This window comes from Mucilaginibacter gilvus, assembly GCF_004054195.1.
Classification (GTDB): Bacteria; Bacteroidota; Bacteroidia; order Sphingobacteriales; family Sphingobacteriaceae; genus Mucilaginibacter; species Mucilaginibacter gilvus.
Map to the genome: position 1 here is coordinate 290,327 of NZ_SBIW01000006.1, position 15,219 is coordinate 305,545.

Annotated in this window: 22 protein-coding genes; 12 read left to right on the forward strand and 10 right to left on the reverse strand. The window is 45.8% G+C overall.

Translation table 11 applies throughout. The annotated features are described in order from the left end of the window. The first annotated feature begins 68 nt into the window (after positions 1–68). A complete protein-coding gene (locus EPL05_RS13425; RefSeq protein ID WP_128534483.1) occupies positions 69–839 on the forward strand; it encodes an enoyl-CoA hydratase/isomerase family protein in 771 nt (256 codons plus the stop codon). A gap of 174 nt (positions 840–1,013) precedes the next feature. On the opposite strand, the gene EPL05_RS13430 is transcribed toward EPL05_RS13425, so the two are convergent. The 3 genes from EPL05_RS13430 to EPL05_RS13440 all read right to left on the reverse strand — a co-directional run bounded on the left by EPL05_RS13430 (position 1,014) and on the right by EPL05_RS13440 (position 2,686). Further along, on the reverse strand, positions 1,014–1,376 hold the full coding sequence (locus EPL05_RS13430) for a virulence factor (RefSeq protein WP_128534484.1): 363 nt from the start codon (positions 1,374–1,376) through the stop codon (positions 1,014–1,016). A 95-nt stretch (positions 1,377–1,471) separates the two neighbouring features. After that, the gene (locus tag EPL05_RS13435) at positions 1,472–1,765 is read right to left on the reverse strand and encodes a chaperone modulator CbpM (RefSeq protein ID WP_128534485.1); all 294 of its coding nucleotides are present in this window, start codon (positions 1,763–1,765) and stop codon (positions 1,472–1,474) included. A gap of 15 nt (positions 1,766–1,780) precedes the next feature. Continuing rightward, positions 1,781–2,686 (reverse strand): DnaJ C-terminal domain-containing protein, encoded by a 906-nt coding sequence (locus EPL05_RS13440; protein WP_128534486.1) that lies wholly within the window; start codon positions 2,684–2,686, stop codon positions 1,781–1,783. A 105-nt stretch (positions 2,687–2,791) separates the two neighbouring features. Here EPL05_RS13440 and EPL05_RS13445 point away from each other — a divergent pair, with 105 nt between their 5' ends. From EPL05_RS13445 to EPL05_RS13465, 5 genes are all read left to right on the forward strand, one after another. Continuing rightward, the gene (locus EPL05_RS13445) at positions 2,792–3,883 is read left to right on the forward strand and encodes an acyltransferase (RefSeq protein WP_128534487.1); all 1,092 of its coding nucleotides are present in this window, start codon (positions 2,792–2,794) and stop codon (positions 3,881–3,883) included. A gap of 61 nt (positions 3,884–3,944) precedes the next feature. Next, positions 3,945–4,280, forward strand: a complete 336-nt coding sequence (locus EPL05_RS13450) for a cupin domain-containing protein (protein ID WP_128534488.1) — start codon at positions 3,945–3,947, stop codon at positions 4,278–4,280. Positions 4,281–4,303: 23 nt separating this feature from the next. Further along, positions 4,304–4,816 carry a GNAT family N-acetyltransferase gene (locus tag EPL05_RS13455; protein WP_128534489.1) on the forward strand — a complete coding sequence of 171 codons (513 nt, stop codon included), beginning with the start codon at positions 4,304–4,306 and terminating at the stop codon, positions 4,814–4,816. A 125-nt stretch (positions 4,817–4,941) separates the two neighbouring features. Then, positions 4,942–5,301, forward strand: coding sequence for a DUF1493 family protein (locus EPL05_RS13460; RefSeq protein ID WP_128534490.1), 360 nt, complete (start codon positions 4,942–4,944; stop codon positions 5,299–5,301). A gap of 59 nt (positions 5,302–5,360) precedes the next feature. Continuing rightward, the gene (locus tag EPL05_RS13465) at positions 5,361–7,340 is read left to right on the forward strand and encodes a glycoside hydrolase family 97 protein (RefSeq protein WP_128534491.1); all 1,980 of its coding nucleotides are present in this window, start codon (positions 5,361–5,363) and stop codon (positions 7,338–7,340) included. A 28-nt stretch (positions 7,341–7,368) separates the two neighbouring features. On the opposite strand, the gene EPL05_RS13470 is transcribed toward EPL05_RS13465, so the two are convergent. The 5 genes from EPL05_RS13470 to EPL05_RS13490 form a co-directional block, all read right to left on the reverse strand. Beyond that, the gene (locus tag EPL05_RS13470) at positions 7,369–7,926 is read right to left on the reverse strand and encodes a YdeI/OmpD-associated family protein (protein WP_128534492.1); all 558 of its coding nucleotides are present in this window, start codon (positions 7,924–7,926) and stop codon (positions 7,369–7,371) included. Positions 7,927–7,947: 21 nt separating this feature from the next. After that, entirely contained in the window at positions 7,948–8,160 is a 213-nt protein-coding gene (locus EPL05_RS13475) for a hypothetical protein (RefSeq protein ID WP_128534493.1), read from the reverse strand. A 177-nt stretch (positions 8,161–8,337) separates the two neighbouring features. Then, complete coding sequence (locus EPL05_RS13480) at positions 8,338–8,568, reverse strand: hypothetical protein (protein WP_128534494.1); 231 nt, start codon at positions 8,566–8,568, stop codon at positions 8,338–8,340. Positions 8,569–8,689: 121 nt separating this feature from the next. After that, the gene (locus tag EPL05_RS13485) at positions 8,690–8,908 is read right to left on the reverse strand and encodes a hypothetical protein (RefSeq protein ID WP_128534495.1); all 219 of its coding nucleotides are present in this window, start codon (positions 8,906–8,908) and stop codon (positions 8,690–8,692) included. Between the two features lie 71 nt (positions 8,909–8,979). Continuing rightward, positions 8,980–9,378, reverse strand: coding sequence for a VOC family protein (locus tag EPL05_RS13490; protein ID WP_166727699.1), 399 nt, complete (start codon positions 9,376–9,378; stop codon positions 8,980–8,982). A 246-nt stretch (positions 9,379–9,624) separates the two neighbouring features. Between EPL05_RS13490 and EPL05_RS13495 the strand changes: the two genes are divergently transcribed. The 3 genes from EPL05_RS13495 to EPL05_RS13505 all read left to right on the forward strand — a co-directional run bounded on the left by EPL05_RS13495 (position 9,625) and on the right by EPL05_RS13505 (position 10,906). Continuing rightward, on the forward strand, positions 9,625–10,221 hold the full coding sequence (locus EPL05_RS13495; RefSeq protein WP_128534497.1) for a Pr6Pr family membrane protein: 597 nt from the start codon (positions 9,625–9,627) through the stop codon (positions 10,219–10,221). Positions 10,222–10,375: 154 nt separating this feature from the next. Beyond that, on the forward strand, positions 10,376–10,576 hold the full coding sequence (locus EPL05_RS13500; RefSeq protein WP_128534498.1) for a hypothetical protein: 201 nt from the start codon (positions 10,376–10,378) through the stop codon (positions 10,574–10,576). A gap of 42 nt (positions 10,577–10,618) precedes the next feature. Continuing rightward, on the forward strand, positions 10,619–10,906 hold the full coding sequence (locus tag EPL05_RS13505) for a hypothetical protein (RefSeq protein WP_128534499.1): 288 nt from the start codon (positions 10,619–10,621) through the stop codon (positions 10,904–10,906). A 115-nt stretch (positions 10,907–11,021) separates the two neighbouring features. Here the strand turns inward: EPL05_RS13505 and EPL05_RS13510 are convergent, their stop codons facing one another. After that, a complete protein-coding gene (locus EPL05_RS13510; protein WP_128534500.1) occupies positions 11,022–11,870 on the reverse strand; it encodes a glycoside hydrolase family 16 protein in 849 nt (282 codons plus the stop codon). A 107-nt stretch (positions 11,871–11,977) separates the two neighbouring features. Between EPL05_RS13510 and EPL05_RS13515 the strand changes: the two genes are divergently transcribed. Together EPL05_RS13515 and EPL05_RS13520 are read left to right on the forward strand one after the other, a co-directional pair. Continuing rightward, complete coding sequence (locus EPL05_RS13515; protein ID WP_208394746.1) at positions 11,978–13,240, forward strand: metallophosphoesterase; 1,263 nt, start codon at positions 11,978–11,980, stop codon at positions 13,238–13,240. A gap of 82 nt (positions 13,241–13,322) precedes the next feature. Further along, positions 13,323–13,532 carry a hypothetical protein gene (locus EPL05_RS13520; protein ID WP_128534501.1) on the forward strand — a complete coding sequence of 70 codons (210 nt, stop codon included), beginning with the start codon at positions 13,323–13,325 and terminating at the stop codon, positions 13,530–13,532. A 92-nt stretch (positions 13,533–13,624) separates the two neighbouring features. On the opposite strand, the gene EPL05_RS13525 is transcribed toward EPL05_RS13520, so the two are convergent. Then, positions 13,625–14,638 (reverse strand): ABC transporter ATP-binding protein, encoded by a 1,014-nt coding sequence (locus EPL05_RS13525; RefSeq protein ID WP_128534502.1) that lies wholly within the window; start codon positions 14,636–14,638, stop codon positions 13,625–13,627. Between the two features lie 389 nt (positions 14,639–15,027). On the opposite strand from EPL05_RS13525, the gene EPL05_RS23985 reads away from it, so the two are divergent. Further along, complete coding sequence (locus tag EPL05_RS23985; protein WP_166727700.1) at positions 15,028–15,180, forward strand: hypothetical protein; 153 nt, start codon at positions 15,028–15,030, stop codon at positions 15,178–15,180. The last annotated feature ends 39 nt before the right edge of the window (positions 15,181–15,219 follow it).

Below are 15,219 nucleotides of genomic sequence, written 5' to 3' on the forward strand. Positions count from 1 at the left end.
GCTTTGGCTAACAATTGGCGGGTAACATAAATTTACTGATATTGCCCTCACACATCATAAATTCAATTATGAGCAACACCGATAATGGCAATGTATCGTTAACGCTGGGCGATGATGGGGTAGCCACCATCAGTTTTTACCATCCCGCTCAAAACTCGCTGCCTGCAGGCCTTCTTAAGGAACTGTCAGAAATGATCACTTTCGCCGGCATCGATTCCAAAAGCCGCGTTATCCTTTTGAAAAGCCATGGCGACCGTACCTTTTGTGCCGGGGCCAGTTTTGATGAGTTGCTACAGATAAAAGACAAGCAAGCCGGCGCGGAGTTTTTCTCGGGCTTTGCCAATGTGATAAACGCTTGCCGCAAATCGCCAAAGATCATTATAGCCCGTATCCAGGGCAAAGCGGTTGGCGGTGGTGTTGGCTTGGCGGCAGCCGCAGATTATTGCCTGGCTACTGAGGCAGCAGCCATCAAATTAAGCGAACTGGCTATAGGCATCGGTCCTTTTGTAATATCGCCAGCGGTGATCCGCAAAATAGGCTTACCCGCGTTTTCGCAGTTGACCATCCGTGCGGTTGATTTCCAGTCGGCACAATGGGCGCAGGAAAAAGGGCTTTATAACGAGGTTTACGCCGATATCCCGGCGCTTGATGAGGCTGTGTTATCATTAACCCAGAAACTGGCTTCGTATCACCCAGAGGCACTTGTTGGGCTAAAACAGATCCTTTGGGAGGGCACGGCCAACTGGGATCAACTTTTATTGGACCGCGCCGCGATAAGCGGAGAACTGGTACTATCTGAGTTTACCCAACAGGCGTTGAACAGCTTTTTGAAGAAGTAAGGAAATTACACACCAACCTTGTCATGCTGAACGACAGTGAAGCATCTATTCGCCGACGAGCAGGTAGCCGATATGCATATTCGTTATTAGATCCTTCGCTATCGCTTAGGATGACAAACAAAAACAAAAAAAGCCCCTCAACCGAGGGGCTCCATATATTTATCTAATTTATAACTACCATCTTCTGCCACCACGGCCCCAACCGTTTCCATGGCCATGACCTTTGCCACGACCTTCATAATAATCCTCGCGACCCCGGCCACGGCCTTCGTAATAATTTTCGCGATAAACCTCTCTGCGGTATTGTGGCCTGTAGTATGCCCTGCGGTAAGCTGGACGATAATAAACGGGACGGTTAACATACACCGGCTGTTCGTAATAAACGGGTGCAGGTTCTTCATAATAGGCCGGGTATACTACCCTGCGTGGTTGGTTATAACCAATATGGATACTTGCGCCTACCCTTACCTGGGCTTTTGCAAACTGAGCCGAAACGGTTAATACAAGGGCTATTATCGAAAATTTAATTAGTTTCATGACGTGTAATTTTTAGTTACTAATTCCTGTTTGTTTTGCAGGTAAGACTCTCTGCAACCCCAAGGGTTTAAAAATTATGCCACTTTTTTTTCAGATCAGCCTTCATAAAGCCGTAAACGGCTGCGTAAAACGGCCAATTCCTGTTGCATATTTTCCACCTTATCCAGCAGGCTGTCTATCACTAAAATGCCCGGTTCGTTAATATCCAGTTGGGTGTGCAAGCGGGCCAACCGCTCTGCCTTCCTTATCTCATGCACTGGTATACAAGTAGTTTGGTTAATAATGGTTACCTCTATCAGTCCGGCCTCCTGCAGGTGATCTATAAAGGTATACTCCACGTTGTGGTACAAACAAAAATCGGTTACGGTTATTAAGTTCTCGGTTTTCATTGGCTTAAATTTTTTTCAGGATTTTGCTAATTCTTCAAATAATTCGCGCTGTTTTGCAGACAGGTTGGTAGGTAATTGTACATTATAGGTGATGTACAGGTCGCCAATTTGTCCGTCTTTTTTATAAACCGGCACGCCTTTGCCCTTCAACTTAACCTTGGTATTGCTTTGCGTCCCGGCGGCTACCTTCAGTTTCACTTTACCCGTGAGGGTATCGGCAGTAATTTCTCCGCCCAAAATAGCGGTATACAGGTCAAGGTTAATCGTTTTATGCAGATCGTTGCCTGTTCGTTTAAACTCGGCATCATCTGGTATTGTAAACTTAATATATAAGTCGCCGGCCGGTGCCCCTTTTGTACCTGCAGCGCCATGCCCTGCTATTTTAATGGTTTGCCCGTTCTCTATCCCAGCGGGAATGGTTAAGCGAATATTTTTACCGTTAACGGTGAGCGTTTGCTTTTTCGATTCCATGGCATCGCGCAAGCTTATTTGATAGGTGGCGTTCAAATCCTGCCCCCGATAGCGCTGCTGCTGCCTGCCGCCGCCCGAGCTCCCCGGCGGGCTACCGCCAAACATCGAGTTAAAGAACTCTGAGAAATCGCCGCCATCACCAAAATCCTGCGCGCCGCCGCCAGATCCGCCGCTATAGCTATTTTGACTGCGCTGCTGTCGCTGGGCTTGTTCGTGTGCTTCGCCATGCTGCCAGTTTTCGCCGTATTTATCGTATTTCTTGCGTTTATCGGCATCGCTTAAAACCTCGTTGGCTTCGTTTAACTGCTGAAATATTTTGTTTGATTCTGTATTATCGGGGTTCAGGTCGGGGTGATGTTTGCGGGCCAGCTTGCGGTAAGCACTCTTAATGTCCTTATCCGAAGCGGTTTTAGCAACACCCAGTATTTTGTAATAATCTATAAAAGCCATGGCAAATAAAGGTTGTAAAACTTAAACCTGTAAAGGCGGAGTAAGTTTTAAATTCTGTACCAAGTTACGGTAAGATTATATAAATTACGCCACCAATTCCCTGTAATGACGACTATCACTAATTCCCGCGTCGAGTTTAAACCCAGCCCTACGGCTTACCTTAACTTACTTCGCATTTTTGCCTGCCTTATGGTACTCACCGTACACAGCGGCGAGTTTTTCTATATCGGCCCGGTGGGCAACATTATTCGTACGCACCATGTTTGGGTAAACAACTATGGCAGCTTTATGCGGGCCTGTGTGCCCCTTTTTGTAATGATATCGGGCTATTTACTGCTGCCGATAAAAGAGGCGCCCGAGGTATTTTACAAAAAACGTTTTACCAGGCTGCTCATCCCTTTTCTATTCTGGTCGGCCATGTATGCAATTGTGCCTTACTTTAAAGGTGAGTTTACCCTGCAGCAAATGTGGCATGGGCTTTACATTATCCCGCTGAACTTTAACGGGCCTGCCGGGCACCTGTGGTTTGTTTACATGCTCATCGGCATTTACCTTTTCATCCCGGTGATATCTCCCTGGGTGCAAACCGCTTCAAAAAACTTTAAGCTCTTCTTTTTGGCGATATGGGTATTTACGCTTTTTATCCCCTACATCCGCACGGTTTATCCTGAGGTTATGGGCGAGGCGTTCTGGAACAAGTTCTCAGCCGTGCATTATTTCTCCGGCTATATAGGTTACTTAATACTGGGGCACTATTTTAAAGATCATGTGCGGCTCTCCAAGGCGGCTACCGCTGTAATTGGCTTGTTGCTGGTATTGGTTGGCTATGTTGTTACTCACTTCGTTTTTGCCCACCAGCTACCCTTCGCTAAAGATCTCCCCGAACTGGAACTTAGCTGGGCATTCCCAACTATTAACGTGGCCTGCATGGCAACCGGCTTATTTTTATTATTCAGCCTGACAACAATTAAAAGTCCGGGGCTGGAGAAATTCATCGCCAAAGTATCGGGACTTACTTACGGGATGTACCTTGCGCATATTTTAGTGCTGGTGGTGCTGTTTGAGCCTATAAACAACTGGCTGCACAACAACAGTATGCTGGTGATTCCCGTAATGGCGGTTAGCACTTTTATTGTTACCTATGTGCTCATCAAAATATTATCGTACCTGCCGGGGAGCAAGTATATTGTTGGGTAGAACCGCTGATTTAATTGATTGAATGATTACGCTGATGCTTGCAAGGCTTATTTAACTACTTATGGATACATCTATTTTCAAATATTTCAAGGATATCGAAACCAAGGACATAGCGCCGGGTTATCATTCCAAAATAATTCATACGGCTGCCAACACTATTAATTTTATTGAGGTGGATGCAGGCAGCGAGGTGCCGCCGCATCAGCACATTCACGAGCAATGTGCCTTTATACTCGAGGGGCAATTTCAGCTCACCGTAAACGGCATCCCGCAAATGATGGAGAAGGGCATGTTTGCCATTATCCCGCCCAACGTACCGCACGGTGGGTTGGCTATAACTGATTGTAAACTGATAGATCTTTTTAGTCCGCCGCGAGAAGATTTTAAATTATTGTAGGGATAGGTTAAATTTGCGGCCTTATGTCTACAATTACTACAGCCACCACTACCGATATCCCTGAACTTACCATGCTCATCAACTCTGCCTATCGAGGAGAAACTTCCCTGAAAGGGTGGACCACCGAGGGCCACATGATAGATGGCCAACGCATTGGGCCCGATGACCTGATGGAACAAATGACCGACCCGGACGCCGCTATCTTAAAGCATACGGATGACAATGGCGCGATAACCGGCTGCGTATACCTCAAAAAGCAAAACGAAAAAGTTTACCTGGGCACGCTGACGGTGTCGCCCTTGCTGCAGGCGCAGGGTATAGGTAGAAAATTGTTAGCTGCCGGCGAAGAATACGCCCGTGAAATAGGCATCCATACCATAGTGATGACGGTTATTACCGTGCGCACTGAACTGATAGCCTGGTACGAAAGACGCGGCTACCAAAAAACCGGCGAAATAGTACCGCTGGATATCCCCGAAAGATTTGGTGTGCTGAAACAACCTTTGGATATGTTTAAGCTGGAGAAAGTTGTGTAGGTTTTTAGCCTGTCTTTGTCCCAATTTTGGTGTCCTCACCAAAAGCGCCTCAAAATTTCAAGTATTTCCAATTAACATGCAACCTCTTTCCAAAAAATGCATCTTATAATATATAAGTCACATGCATGGAGCAGATACACCCACAGTTAAAAAATTTCATTATTGATTACTGTAGCAAGTATAAAGTGCAGCGCCTGGATGTTGAAAACCTCTCCCAGGATACCAGTATCGACCTCGATCTGGATATCTTCGACATAGAAATAGATCTGTTTATAGACGAATTTGCCGAACATTTTAAAATAGACGCCACCCGTTTTACCTGGTATAAATACGGCTACCCAACCGGCTCGGCAAAAGTGAATATGCTTAAAATGCTATTCGGTTACAAGCGCCGCTGGGTAAAACAACTGGCCGAGCGGTGGTACACCCCAAAGTTGCGCGTACGCACCTTGCAGTCGGCAATGCAAACAGGTAAGTTGTTGTAAATTAGCCCTTAATTTCCCTACATTTAGGCTTCGTCCGCACCATCGGATAAACTGATAGCATGCCATCTTTAAAAAAATACTTTGTGGTAGCACTGCTGCTTATCACTGCAAACGCGTTTGCTAAAAATCCGCTTACAATTACCTCGCCCGATAAAAAGATAAGCTTCAGCCTGAATACCGATAAAGCCGGATTGTACTATAAGATCAGCTACAAGGGTATGGTTCTGGCAGAAAATTCGCGACTCAATATCAGTTTTAAAAATGGGGGGCCTTTTGCCAACGATGTTACATTTAAAGTTGTACATGCCGAAAAACTAACGGAAGATTATGAATTGATCACTGGGCACGCCAGCAAAATTCACAGCGAATGCAACCGGGCGATAATCCCCGTTCGAGAGCAAAGCGGCGCTAAACGGATGCTCTATGTAGAGGTGCGCATCTTTAACGATGGTGCAGCCTTCCGTTATGTAATGCCGAAACAGGTAGGTATGGACAAGGTGGAGATCACCGCGGAGACCAACACGTTCAACCTCAGCCAAAACCCTAAGGCTACCGTTTTGCTACGCGATAACTTTACTACGTCACATGAGGGCATTTATACCAAAACTACTTTAGATAAGTTGGCAGCCGATACGCTGATGGATATGCCAGCATTGTTCGCATTTCCCGGGGGCGCTTACATGGCGATAACCGAGGCCGCCCTGCACAATTATGCCGGGATGTACCTCATTAAACATAACGGCGTGCTCGAAAGCCGCCTTTCTCCCCTGCCCAAAGAGCCCGGCATCGCCGTAAAAGCTACCCTGCCGCACAACAGCCCCTGGCGGGTAATGATGATCAGCGACCGGGTGGGCGCGTTCCTGGAATCGAACATCCTCACCAATTTGAATGAGCCTAACAAACTAAAGGATCTATCGTGGTTGAAACCTGGTAAAACTACTTTCCCCTGGTGGAACGGCAACGTTACGCCCGATTGGTTGAATGCGCCGGGCAACAACTACGTAACCAATATGTATTATGTAGATTTCTGCGCCAAAAACAAAATTGAATACCATTCGGTAGTGGAGTATGGCCTGCACGAATGGTATGTGAACGATGGTTCCGGCTTTCAACCCGGCCCAAATGCCGACCCATCTAAAGCCGTACCCGGTCTGGATATGCAACAGATTTGCGATTCGGCAGCTGCACGCGGAGTAGGTATAAGGGTTTGGGTGCATTTTTACGCCCTTTATCCAAAGTTGGAACAAACCTTTGCCCAATATGAAAAGTGGGGTATAAAAGGCCTGATGTGTGATTTTATGGACCGCGACGACCAGGAGATGGTGAACATGCAGGAAGAGGTATTGCAATGTGCTGCCAAACATAAGCTGCACATCCAGTTCCACGGCGCTTACAAGCCAACAGGCATGCAGCGCACTTATCCCAACGAATTTAGTCGAGAGGGTACACTGAACTACGAGAACGATAAATGGGGAAATTTGGTGACGCCGGATACCGACCTCGATATCCTGTTCACCCGTTTATTAGCCGGCTCAACCGATTATCATCTGGGTGGTTTCCGTGCAGCCACACCACAAAACTTTAAGGTAAATTACACCCGCCCTATGGTAATGGGTACCCGCTGCCACATGCTGGCCATGTACGTAGCGTTGGAGAACCCATTAGGCATGGCCTGCGATTATCCCGAAGCCTACGTGGGGCAGTCGGGCTTCGATTTTTTGCAGCAGGTGCCCACCACATGGGATGAGACCCGCGTATTGGATGCCGAACCCAGCCAATTCCTAACTATTGCGCGCCGCAAAGGCAGCGAATGGTACATCGGTGCCATCACCAACAGCGCTAAGCGCGACTTAAAAACCAAACTCGATTTTTTACCAGCCGGAAACTACACTGCCGAAATTTGGAGCGACGCCCCCGATGCTAACGTTGATGCCAACCATTTGGTGAAAGAAGTAAAACCAGTAACCCGCGAAACGACTTTAAGCACGTTGATGGCCAGCGGCGGCGGGCAGGTGGTGAGGATTTATAAGGGAAAATAGGCTTAAATACCTGCGTCCTTGCGAGGGACTAATCCTCCCGCTTCCCCTCTGCACTCGCCTTTATTAATTTCTCTAACCGGTTCAGTTGCGTTTTTTCCTGCTTTGCCGACATGATGCGATGATGCCAGACCTTTTTATACCAGGGTGCCTGCGACTGGAAGAACGCCCAAGCCTTTTCGTTTACTTTAAACTGCTCTTCGTAAGCTGGTGCCAGCGTCATTTCCTCATTCTCGAAACTGTAGATCGCCGAGCGCTTTTCTTCGCGCTTGGCATAGGCGGCAATGCCGGCAGGCTGCATCAGGCCGTTTTCTGTAAGGTGGGCTACTTTTTTAATATTGACGGCGCTCCAGATGCTTTTGGGCTTGCGCGGCGTAAATCTAATGCTGTAGCTATCCTCATTGATGTTTTTACGCACGCCATCTATCCAGCCAAAACACAGCGCCTGGTCTACAGATTGCGGCCAGGTAATACTGTGCTTTCCGCTGCCTGTTTTATAAAAACCAACCTGTAGTTCGGTTTGGCTGGCGTGGTTATACTGCAGCCAGCCGCGAAATTCCTCTTGTGTTTTAAAAAAGGTTGGGTCCATCGCGGCTAAGATACAGCGCGATTACGATTTTTTCGCCGTAGCTACAATAACTATACCGCCAACCAATAAAATACCGCCCAGGTATGGTGGCCAGTTTACCGTTTTTTGCTTGTCGGCCGAGATTTGGATGGGGCCTGCATCAACTATTTTCTCCTTTTTGGTATAGGTAAAACCTGTCCATATCAACATGGCCGCGCCAATTACGATAAGTACTATTCCGATTGTTCTGTTCATATTGTTTTTTGATTACACGGATTTGGGGATAATTACGCCGATTAAAATGATCTACTAATTCACCTGTGATTGATGTAGACAATATGGATTACAGGGAAATTGTTTGCGACGGGCACAGAATTAAACTTTGATATTGGAAATTCGGTATTCGATATAAAGCTCTTAAAGTTAATGTAATTATCCCTCGCTTATCATCTTCAGGTCGTAGTCATGATCGTACAGCTGAGTGTTATGGATATTCCAGTCGTCAATATCAATTTCACCCGGGTTGGTTTGATAATGACTATCGTTATTAGGGCACTTAAGCTGGTACAACCCATGCTCTGCAAGGGAAATAATTGGGGCCGAGCCACAAAGCTTGCACCCTTTACATTTAAATGATTCCGGAATGTTGATATAACCCTTCATAACCTTATTATTAATTGGTAATCAGGTGGTTCTGACGGTACAGAATCGAAATGGTTTAATATTGATTAATTTATTATCAATATTAGAAAATTATTTAATAGATAAAATACTAATTACCTACTCATAATTTCAAATCGTAATCATTATCGTACAGCAGGGCGTTGTGGATGTTCCAGTCTTCAATATCAATAATTCCGGGGGTGGTTTGATAGTGAGTTTCGTTATTAGGGCATTTAACTACATACCCTTCAATACCCGCGTGCGCTATGATAGGCCGCGCGCCGCATTCACGGCAAGGTTTGCAATAAACAGACTTCGGGATGTTAACGTAGCCTCTCATAGTTATATATGCGCAAAAACCATTCCGTGTGGTTGTGCCACACACGAAATAATTGTCAACGCAACTATTAATTATTTAGCGTCGTTAATTTCTATGAGGTAACCGTCGGGGTCGTTAATATAAATTTGGTTTACTCCATCTACGCGATGCTCGGTTTTACCGGTTTCGCCTTTCCAGTTACTGTAGGGGATGTTCATGGTGCCAAGGCGGCTTACAAATGCGGTGATGGATGGTACGCTAAAGCACAAATGCACGCCGCGGGGGTAATCTGCTTTGGGGCAATTGGCCTGGATAATGTGCATTTGCAGGTTGGGGCCAATACTGTACCAGGTGTGTACGGTATCTTTAAAAGGATTTGGGATGATCTTTAATTGCAGCACCTCGGTATAAAACTTATTGCTCACTTTTAAGTTGGCAGAGCAGAGCGCAGCGTGGTTAAATGTAGTTTGTGCCTGGCTTATAAATGGCAAACAGCAAAAAACACATATAATGACAGCTTTAAAAGCATTAACCTTTAAACTTTGAGGGCGGTTGATTATAAGCATGGGGGTATACAGTTGTTTATGCGATAAATATACATGCGCCAACGCCTATCTCATAATTTTATTTGTAACAAATACACTTGCAAATATTTATGAATATCTTAGTATGATACACCTTCAAACCTCGTTGCATGGCAATCGTAAAAAACATTAAAACCGTGGCAGCCATTAAGCATGGTTGCCTGGCTTGGTGTTATTTCGCAATTTTACACCTCGGTGCCTGCTTACCTCGCAAAGGGGCGCACCTTAGGCGGCACACTGGTAGAGTTATTCAGCTTTTTTACCATCCAAACCAATACACTGGTAGCCGTTTGCTTTACCGCCGCGGCGCTTGGCAGTACGCAATCCGCTTTTTTTAAACGGAGGGGCACGCTAACCTCGGTTGCCGTAAACATCAGCATCGTGGCGCTGGTTTTCAATTTGGTTTTACGCTCCACCTATCACCCGGTTGGTTTGGCCAGCCTGAGCAACGAACTGGTTCATGTAATAACCCCTGCACTGTTTATCATTTACTGGCTGGCATTTGTGCCCAAGGATAACATTAACTGGAAAGATGGTTTCTCATGGCTTTGGTACCCGGCAAGTTACCTGGTGTATATTTTAATGCGGGGTGCCATTTGCGGCCTTTACCCCTATTTCTTTTTAGATGCAGGCAAATATGGCTATCCAAGAACAGCCCTTAATATCGGAGTTCTGCTCATCGTTTTTTTGATAATGGATATGCTGTATATTTTTATTGCTAAACTGATAAACCGGTATTTTGGGGCTTAAGTCTACTTGCAGCTGCCGTCTTACTTGTCCCCACTCCACCCCCTCCTTTCCTTTTGTAACGTTTATGTGATACTGTTTACGCGGACTAAACTTTACTCCCCGGGCTTAGTTTAACTTATAAAAGAAACAGAAATTAACATTCAACATAAACACCATGAAAAAGGAAATAGTAAAAATGCTGGCCCTGCTTTTATTTGGAACCGTCGCATTATCAAGCTGTGCAATAGATAACACCCGTACCCATCGCAGGTATAATAACGACAGGCATCACGACCGTAAGGGTGATAATAACCGCGATGGCTACCATAACCGCGACAATAACAACAACGGCAGTTACAACCACAGCAATTATTAATATAATCAACCCAAATAAATTCAACAATTAAATAAAAACATCATGAAATACATTAAAATATTAGCCGTAACCATCATCGCTTTATTCGCCTTTGAAGGCGCAAAAGCCCAGGTAGTAGTAAGAGCGCGTGTAGGCGCACCGGTTCATCAACGTACCGTAGTAACCACACGCCCGGTTTACCGCCATGCTTACCGCCGTACCGTGGTGGCATCACGCCCGGTAGTTTATCACCGCCCATACCGTCGGGCAGTGGTAGTTAGCCGCCCTGCATACCGCAGAACGGTAGTTTATCACCACCCTTACAAACGTGTAGTGGTTAGGCGGTATTAATAACCATAGAGAAGCAATATTTTGCGTCTGCTAACAAGAATCCATAAAAAAAGACGCGAAGTATCGCGCCTCTACATAAATCAAAAGCGCTCCCGGCATTCGGGAGCGCTTTTTTTTATTTGGTTACCAGCACCCAGTCTACATAGGTTTTGGCGTCTCCGCTTTTTATTTTATCTACAGATGATTGCGACAGGCCGAAATAAGGTTCTTTCACCTTATTAACTCCATTTGGATAGCCGCCACCCAAAGCAAAATTCAGGATAACGAACTTGGGGTTATCAAATGCCCATCGGCCATATTTTTCTACCATAGCTTTGGTTACTGTGTAGGTTATTACATCATCTACCTTAAAAACAAGGCTGGCGGCTGTCCATTCAACCGTGTAAACATGCCATTGGGTTACATCTACCCCTTTGGGGAAAAACGCCCGGTAGGCCAATGGGGTATTGCCAAAGTAGCCCGGGCCGTGCAGGGCGTTGCTTGTCCAGCTGCTGTCGCCAACAGTTTCCATAATGTCTATCTCACCGCAATCTGGCCATTTGCCTTTGCCTAACAGCCAAAATGCCGGCCATAGGCCCGCGCCGGCCGGGATTTTCATCCTTGCCGAAAATGTGCCGTAGGTGAACATCATTTTATCGCGCGTGTTTATCCTGCCCGATACAAAATCGTATTTCTTTTGCTCTTTACTGGTATGCCCCGCTTTGTAAACGGCTTTTAACACCAGCGCGCCATTGGTTGCCCCTTCGGCTTGGCCATTCACCAGATCAATCGTACCTGCCGAATCTATATAAGCCTGCTGCTCATCGTTCACTGTTCGCCCGGTAACTTCTACATTCCATTTGCCGCGGTTGAGGGTTTTGCTGTTAAAATCTTCAAAAAACAAGGTATCCTTTTTGGTTTGCTGCGCGACGGACGCAGATGAAACGAACAATAGAGCCGATAGCGTAAGCAGGTAGTATCTCATAAATTAAAATTAGCGGTTAAAAATAGGAATTTGCGCGGAAAAGGCAACTCAATTTTACACCCTAATTACCTTAGCTTGGTTATCTTGCGGCCTTACCCGGTTATACTATGCATAGAGGTGGTTTTTTAAATGTGTTTTTAATTATAGCGGCAATAACGCTGCTGATGGATTGGTACGTGATCCACGGATTACGCAGCTTAACAGCCGATTGGCAATCGCGCCCATGGCGCTTAATTGTACTTTGGGGCTACGCGGTTATCTCTATAGGTGTAACAGTGGTGTTTATGGCCGGCTTTGGCAGCTATAGCACCGCCAAGGGCATGACACCCTTCCACGAGTGGATGCTGAGCCTGCTACTCACCTTCTTTATCACCAAACTATTCTTTATCATTATCATTTCGCTGGGCGATCTCGGCAGGTTCTTATATGGCGTTGGCGATAATATTATGAATAATAAGCCAGAAGACCAGCCATTCTTCCCCGAGCGGCGCAAGTTTATTGTGCAGGCCGCGCTGCTGATAGCCGCTGTGCCTTTTACCGGTTTTTTATACGCCATGATAAGAGGCAAGTACGATTATAAAGTACACCGCACCACTATTTACTATGACGACCTGCCCGAGGCTTTTGATGGTTTTACCATTACCCAGCTTTCGGATATCCATTCCGGTAGTTTTGATAATGTAACCGCCATGCAACGGGGGATAGATCTCGCCAAAAGCCAAAAATCAGATCTGTTTGTATTCACCGGCGATCTGGTAAACAACGCCGCCTGGGAAATTGAGCAATATATAGACAGGTTTAGTCAGTTAAAAGCCCCTTACGGGCAATTCTCTATCCTGGGCAATCACGATTATGGCGACTACATCCCATGGGCGAGTCCCGAAGAAAAAGCAGCAAACCTGCAAAAGTTAAAACGCCACCACGGCGAGTTGGGCTACCGTTTGTTACTTAACGAGAATGTGGTAATAGAAAAAGGCGGACAAAAGATCTCGCTGATTGGTGTAGAGAACTGGGGTAAAGGTTTTATACAGATAGGAGATTTGGACAAGGCCCTGAGCGGCGTAGATAATGATGCATTTAAGATCTTGCTCTCGCATGACCCTACCCATTGGGAAGAAAAAGTGCGCTACAACCCTACCGATATTCACTTAACCCTGGCGGGCCACACCCACGGCGCGCAGTTTGGTATTGAAACGGCAGGCATTAAATGGAGCCCGGTTAAATACCGCTACCTGGATTGGGCCGGCCTCATCAATCACCAAAACCGCTATCTGTACGTAAACAGGGGCTTCGGCTTTTTGGCCTTCTCGGGCCGGCTGGGCATTTGGCCGGAGATTACGGTGATCACTCTGAAAAGAAAGGTGGCGTAATTGGCTCGCTTTTCCAAGATCGTTAATGATGCGCACTGTTAATTTCCCTCAAACAAAACTCCATTTTTCGCCTTACTACTTTATGGAAAAGAAAAAAATAGGTACCGCAAAAGCCCCGGCAGCACGCAGTAACGACCATAATGCCCTTGAAGTAATGAAACCATTTTTAAGCTTCGGCTTGAAGGCTATGGCAGTTATCGGCAGCGCGCTGGTTACTATTGTTCGCAATATCCCCAAACCGGAGAATCACACCTCAAAACCCAAGAAAGACGGTAGGATAATTAAGATATAGGGCGATTTCGGAATTCGCATGTGAGATTTCGGATTGATACAATTAGAGGGCTTATTCTTATCCTGATGTATTGTCTCTTGACTCTATCTGCTCTAGGAGAGCCATTTGCCAAATTCGTAGTACTTATCTACTTTGATGCCTACTTTACTGCCAACCTTGTACTTGGCCCTATTATAATTACGCACACGGAGCGATACCTCATCGCGCTCGATAACCAATTCCTCAAAAAATCCTTTAAACAGCACTTGCTTTACCGTCCATTTTTTGGCTGCGCCGATACCGCCTATGCTAATGTTCTCGGCATAGATAACTACGGTACCGCGTTTAGATTTGATGCCGCAAACCGCAGCCTCAGCAGCAGTAAGTTCGCTGCAGGCGACTAATATTTTGGCCGTATATAATAGTTTTGGCGAGTGGTAAAGCTTTTCTGGGGTACCATGCTCTACTATCTCACCTTCTTTGATCACAATAAGTTCATCGGCCATGGATAACAACTCCGCCGGATCGTGCGAAACCAATATCACGGTTACGCCCCACTCTTTTACAATCTGGCGGATGTCGTGCTGCAGTGCCTCGCGATAATTGGCATCTACCTGGTTAAAGGGTTCATCCAGCATCAATACTTCGGGGCGGTTTATCAGGGCCTTGGCGATGGTAACACGTTGTTTTTCGCCGCCGCTCAGTTTACCGAACGATTGTTCTTTTAGTCCGTAAATACCTAATAGATTGAGTGCCTGCGTAGTCTTTTGCACCTGGTAGTTAATATCCCCGGTGGGTAAGCCCGCACTTACATTATACCAAACAGATTCGCCCATATCCATATCGCGGTTATCCTGCGTTACTATGGCAATGGCGGCGTGTTCGGGGGCAAAACCCTCGCTTCGTTGTTTTAGCACCTGCGAGTGAAAGAATACGTCGCCCGAATCGGGTTTCATGGTACCGCTGAGCAATTTAAGCAGGGTTGTTTTACCGCTGCCGCTTTCGCCAACAATGGCGGTGATTTTCCCTTTAGGTATAAAAATAGTGATGTTGTTTACCCCTGTAGATTTATCGCCAAAAAAGTTCTTGGTTATGGATATGGTTTCCAGTATCAGTTCAGCACTCATAAATATTCGCAGGGATTTTAACTTCTCTCAAACCTAATCTATAAAAGTTTATCAGCCAAAAAAAAGTTAAAATGGGAGTATCTTCCGCTTGGTGATTTTACTCTCTCTCTACCCCTCTCTGCTACGCAAAGACGGGTATTTTTTTCTTTATTTTCTCTTCACCCCCTTTACCGCAGGTAGGGAGGGTCGAGCAGCGCAGCGCATTCGGGGTGAGTCAAATAGTCCACCCTTTGAAGTAGCAAACATGATATAGAAGGTCTCTCTTTCCTCCCGCTGCTCATCAAGGTGACATATTGGAGCATAGAAATAACACATTTCCATTAAACCTTACCTCCCATTTCTTGTCGAAATAACAGAACACAACAATAAGAATATTAATTGCTACTACCATGAAAACTACCCTAACAACCATAAAAAACGACCTTTACCGTGTATTAGTTAAAGGCGATGCAGATACCGTACAAATGGCACACGTGTTTTTTATCCTGGCCGTACCCGCCTTAACTGCGTTATTTACTTTAAGCCAATTCCCTATATATTAATGGGCATAAGGAGCTGCTCCATAAAAATAAACTTCTATT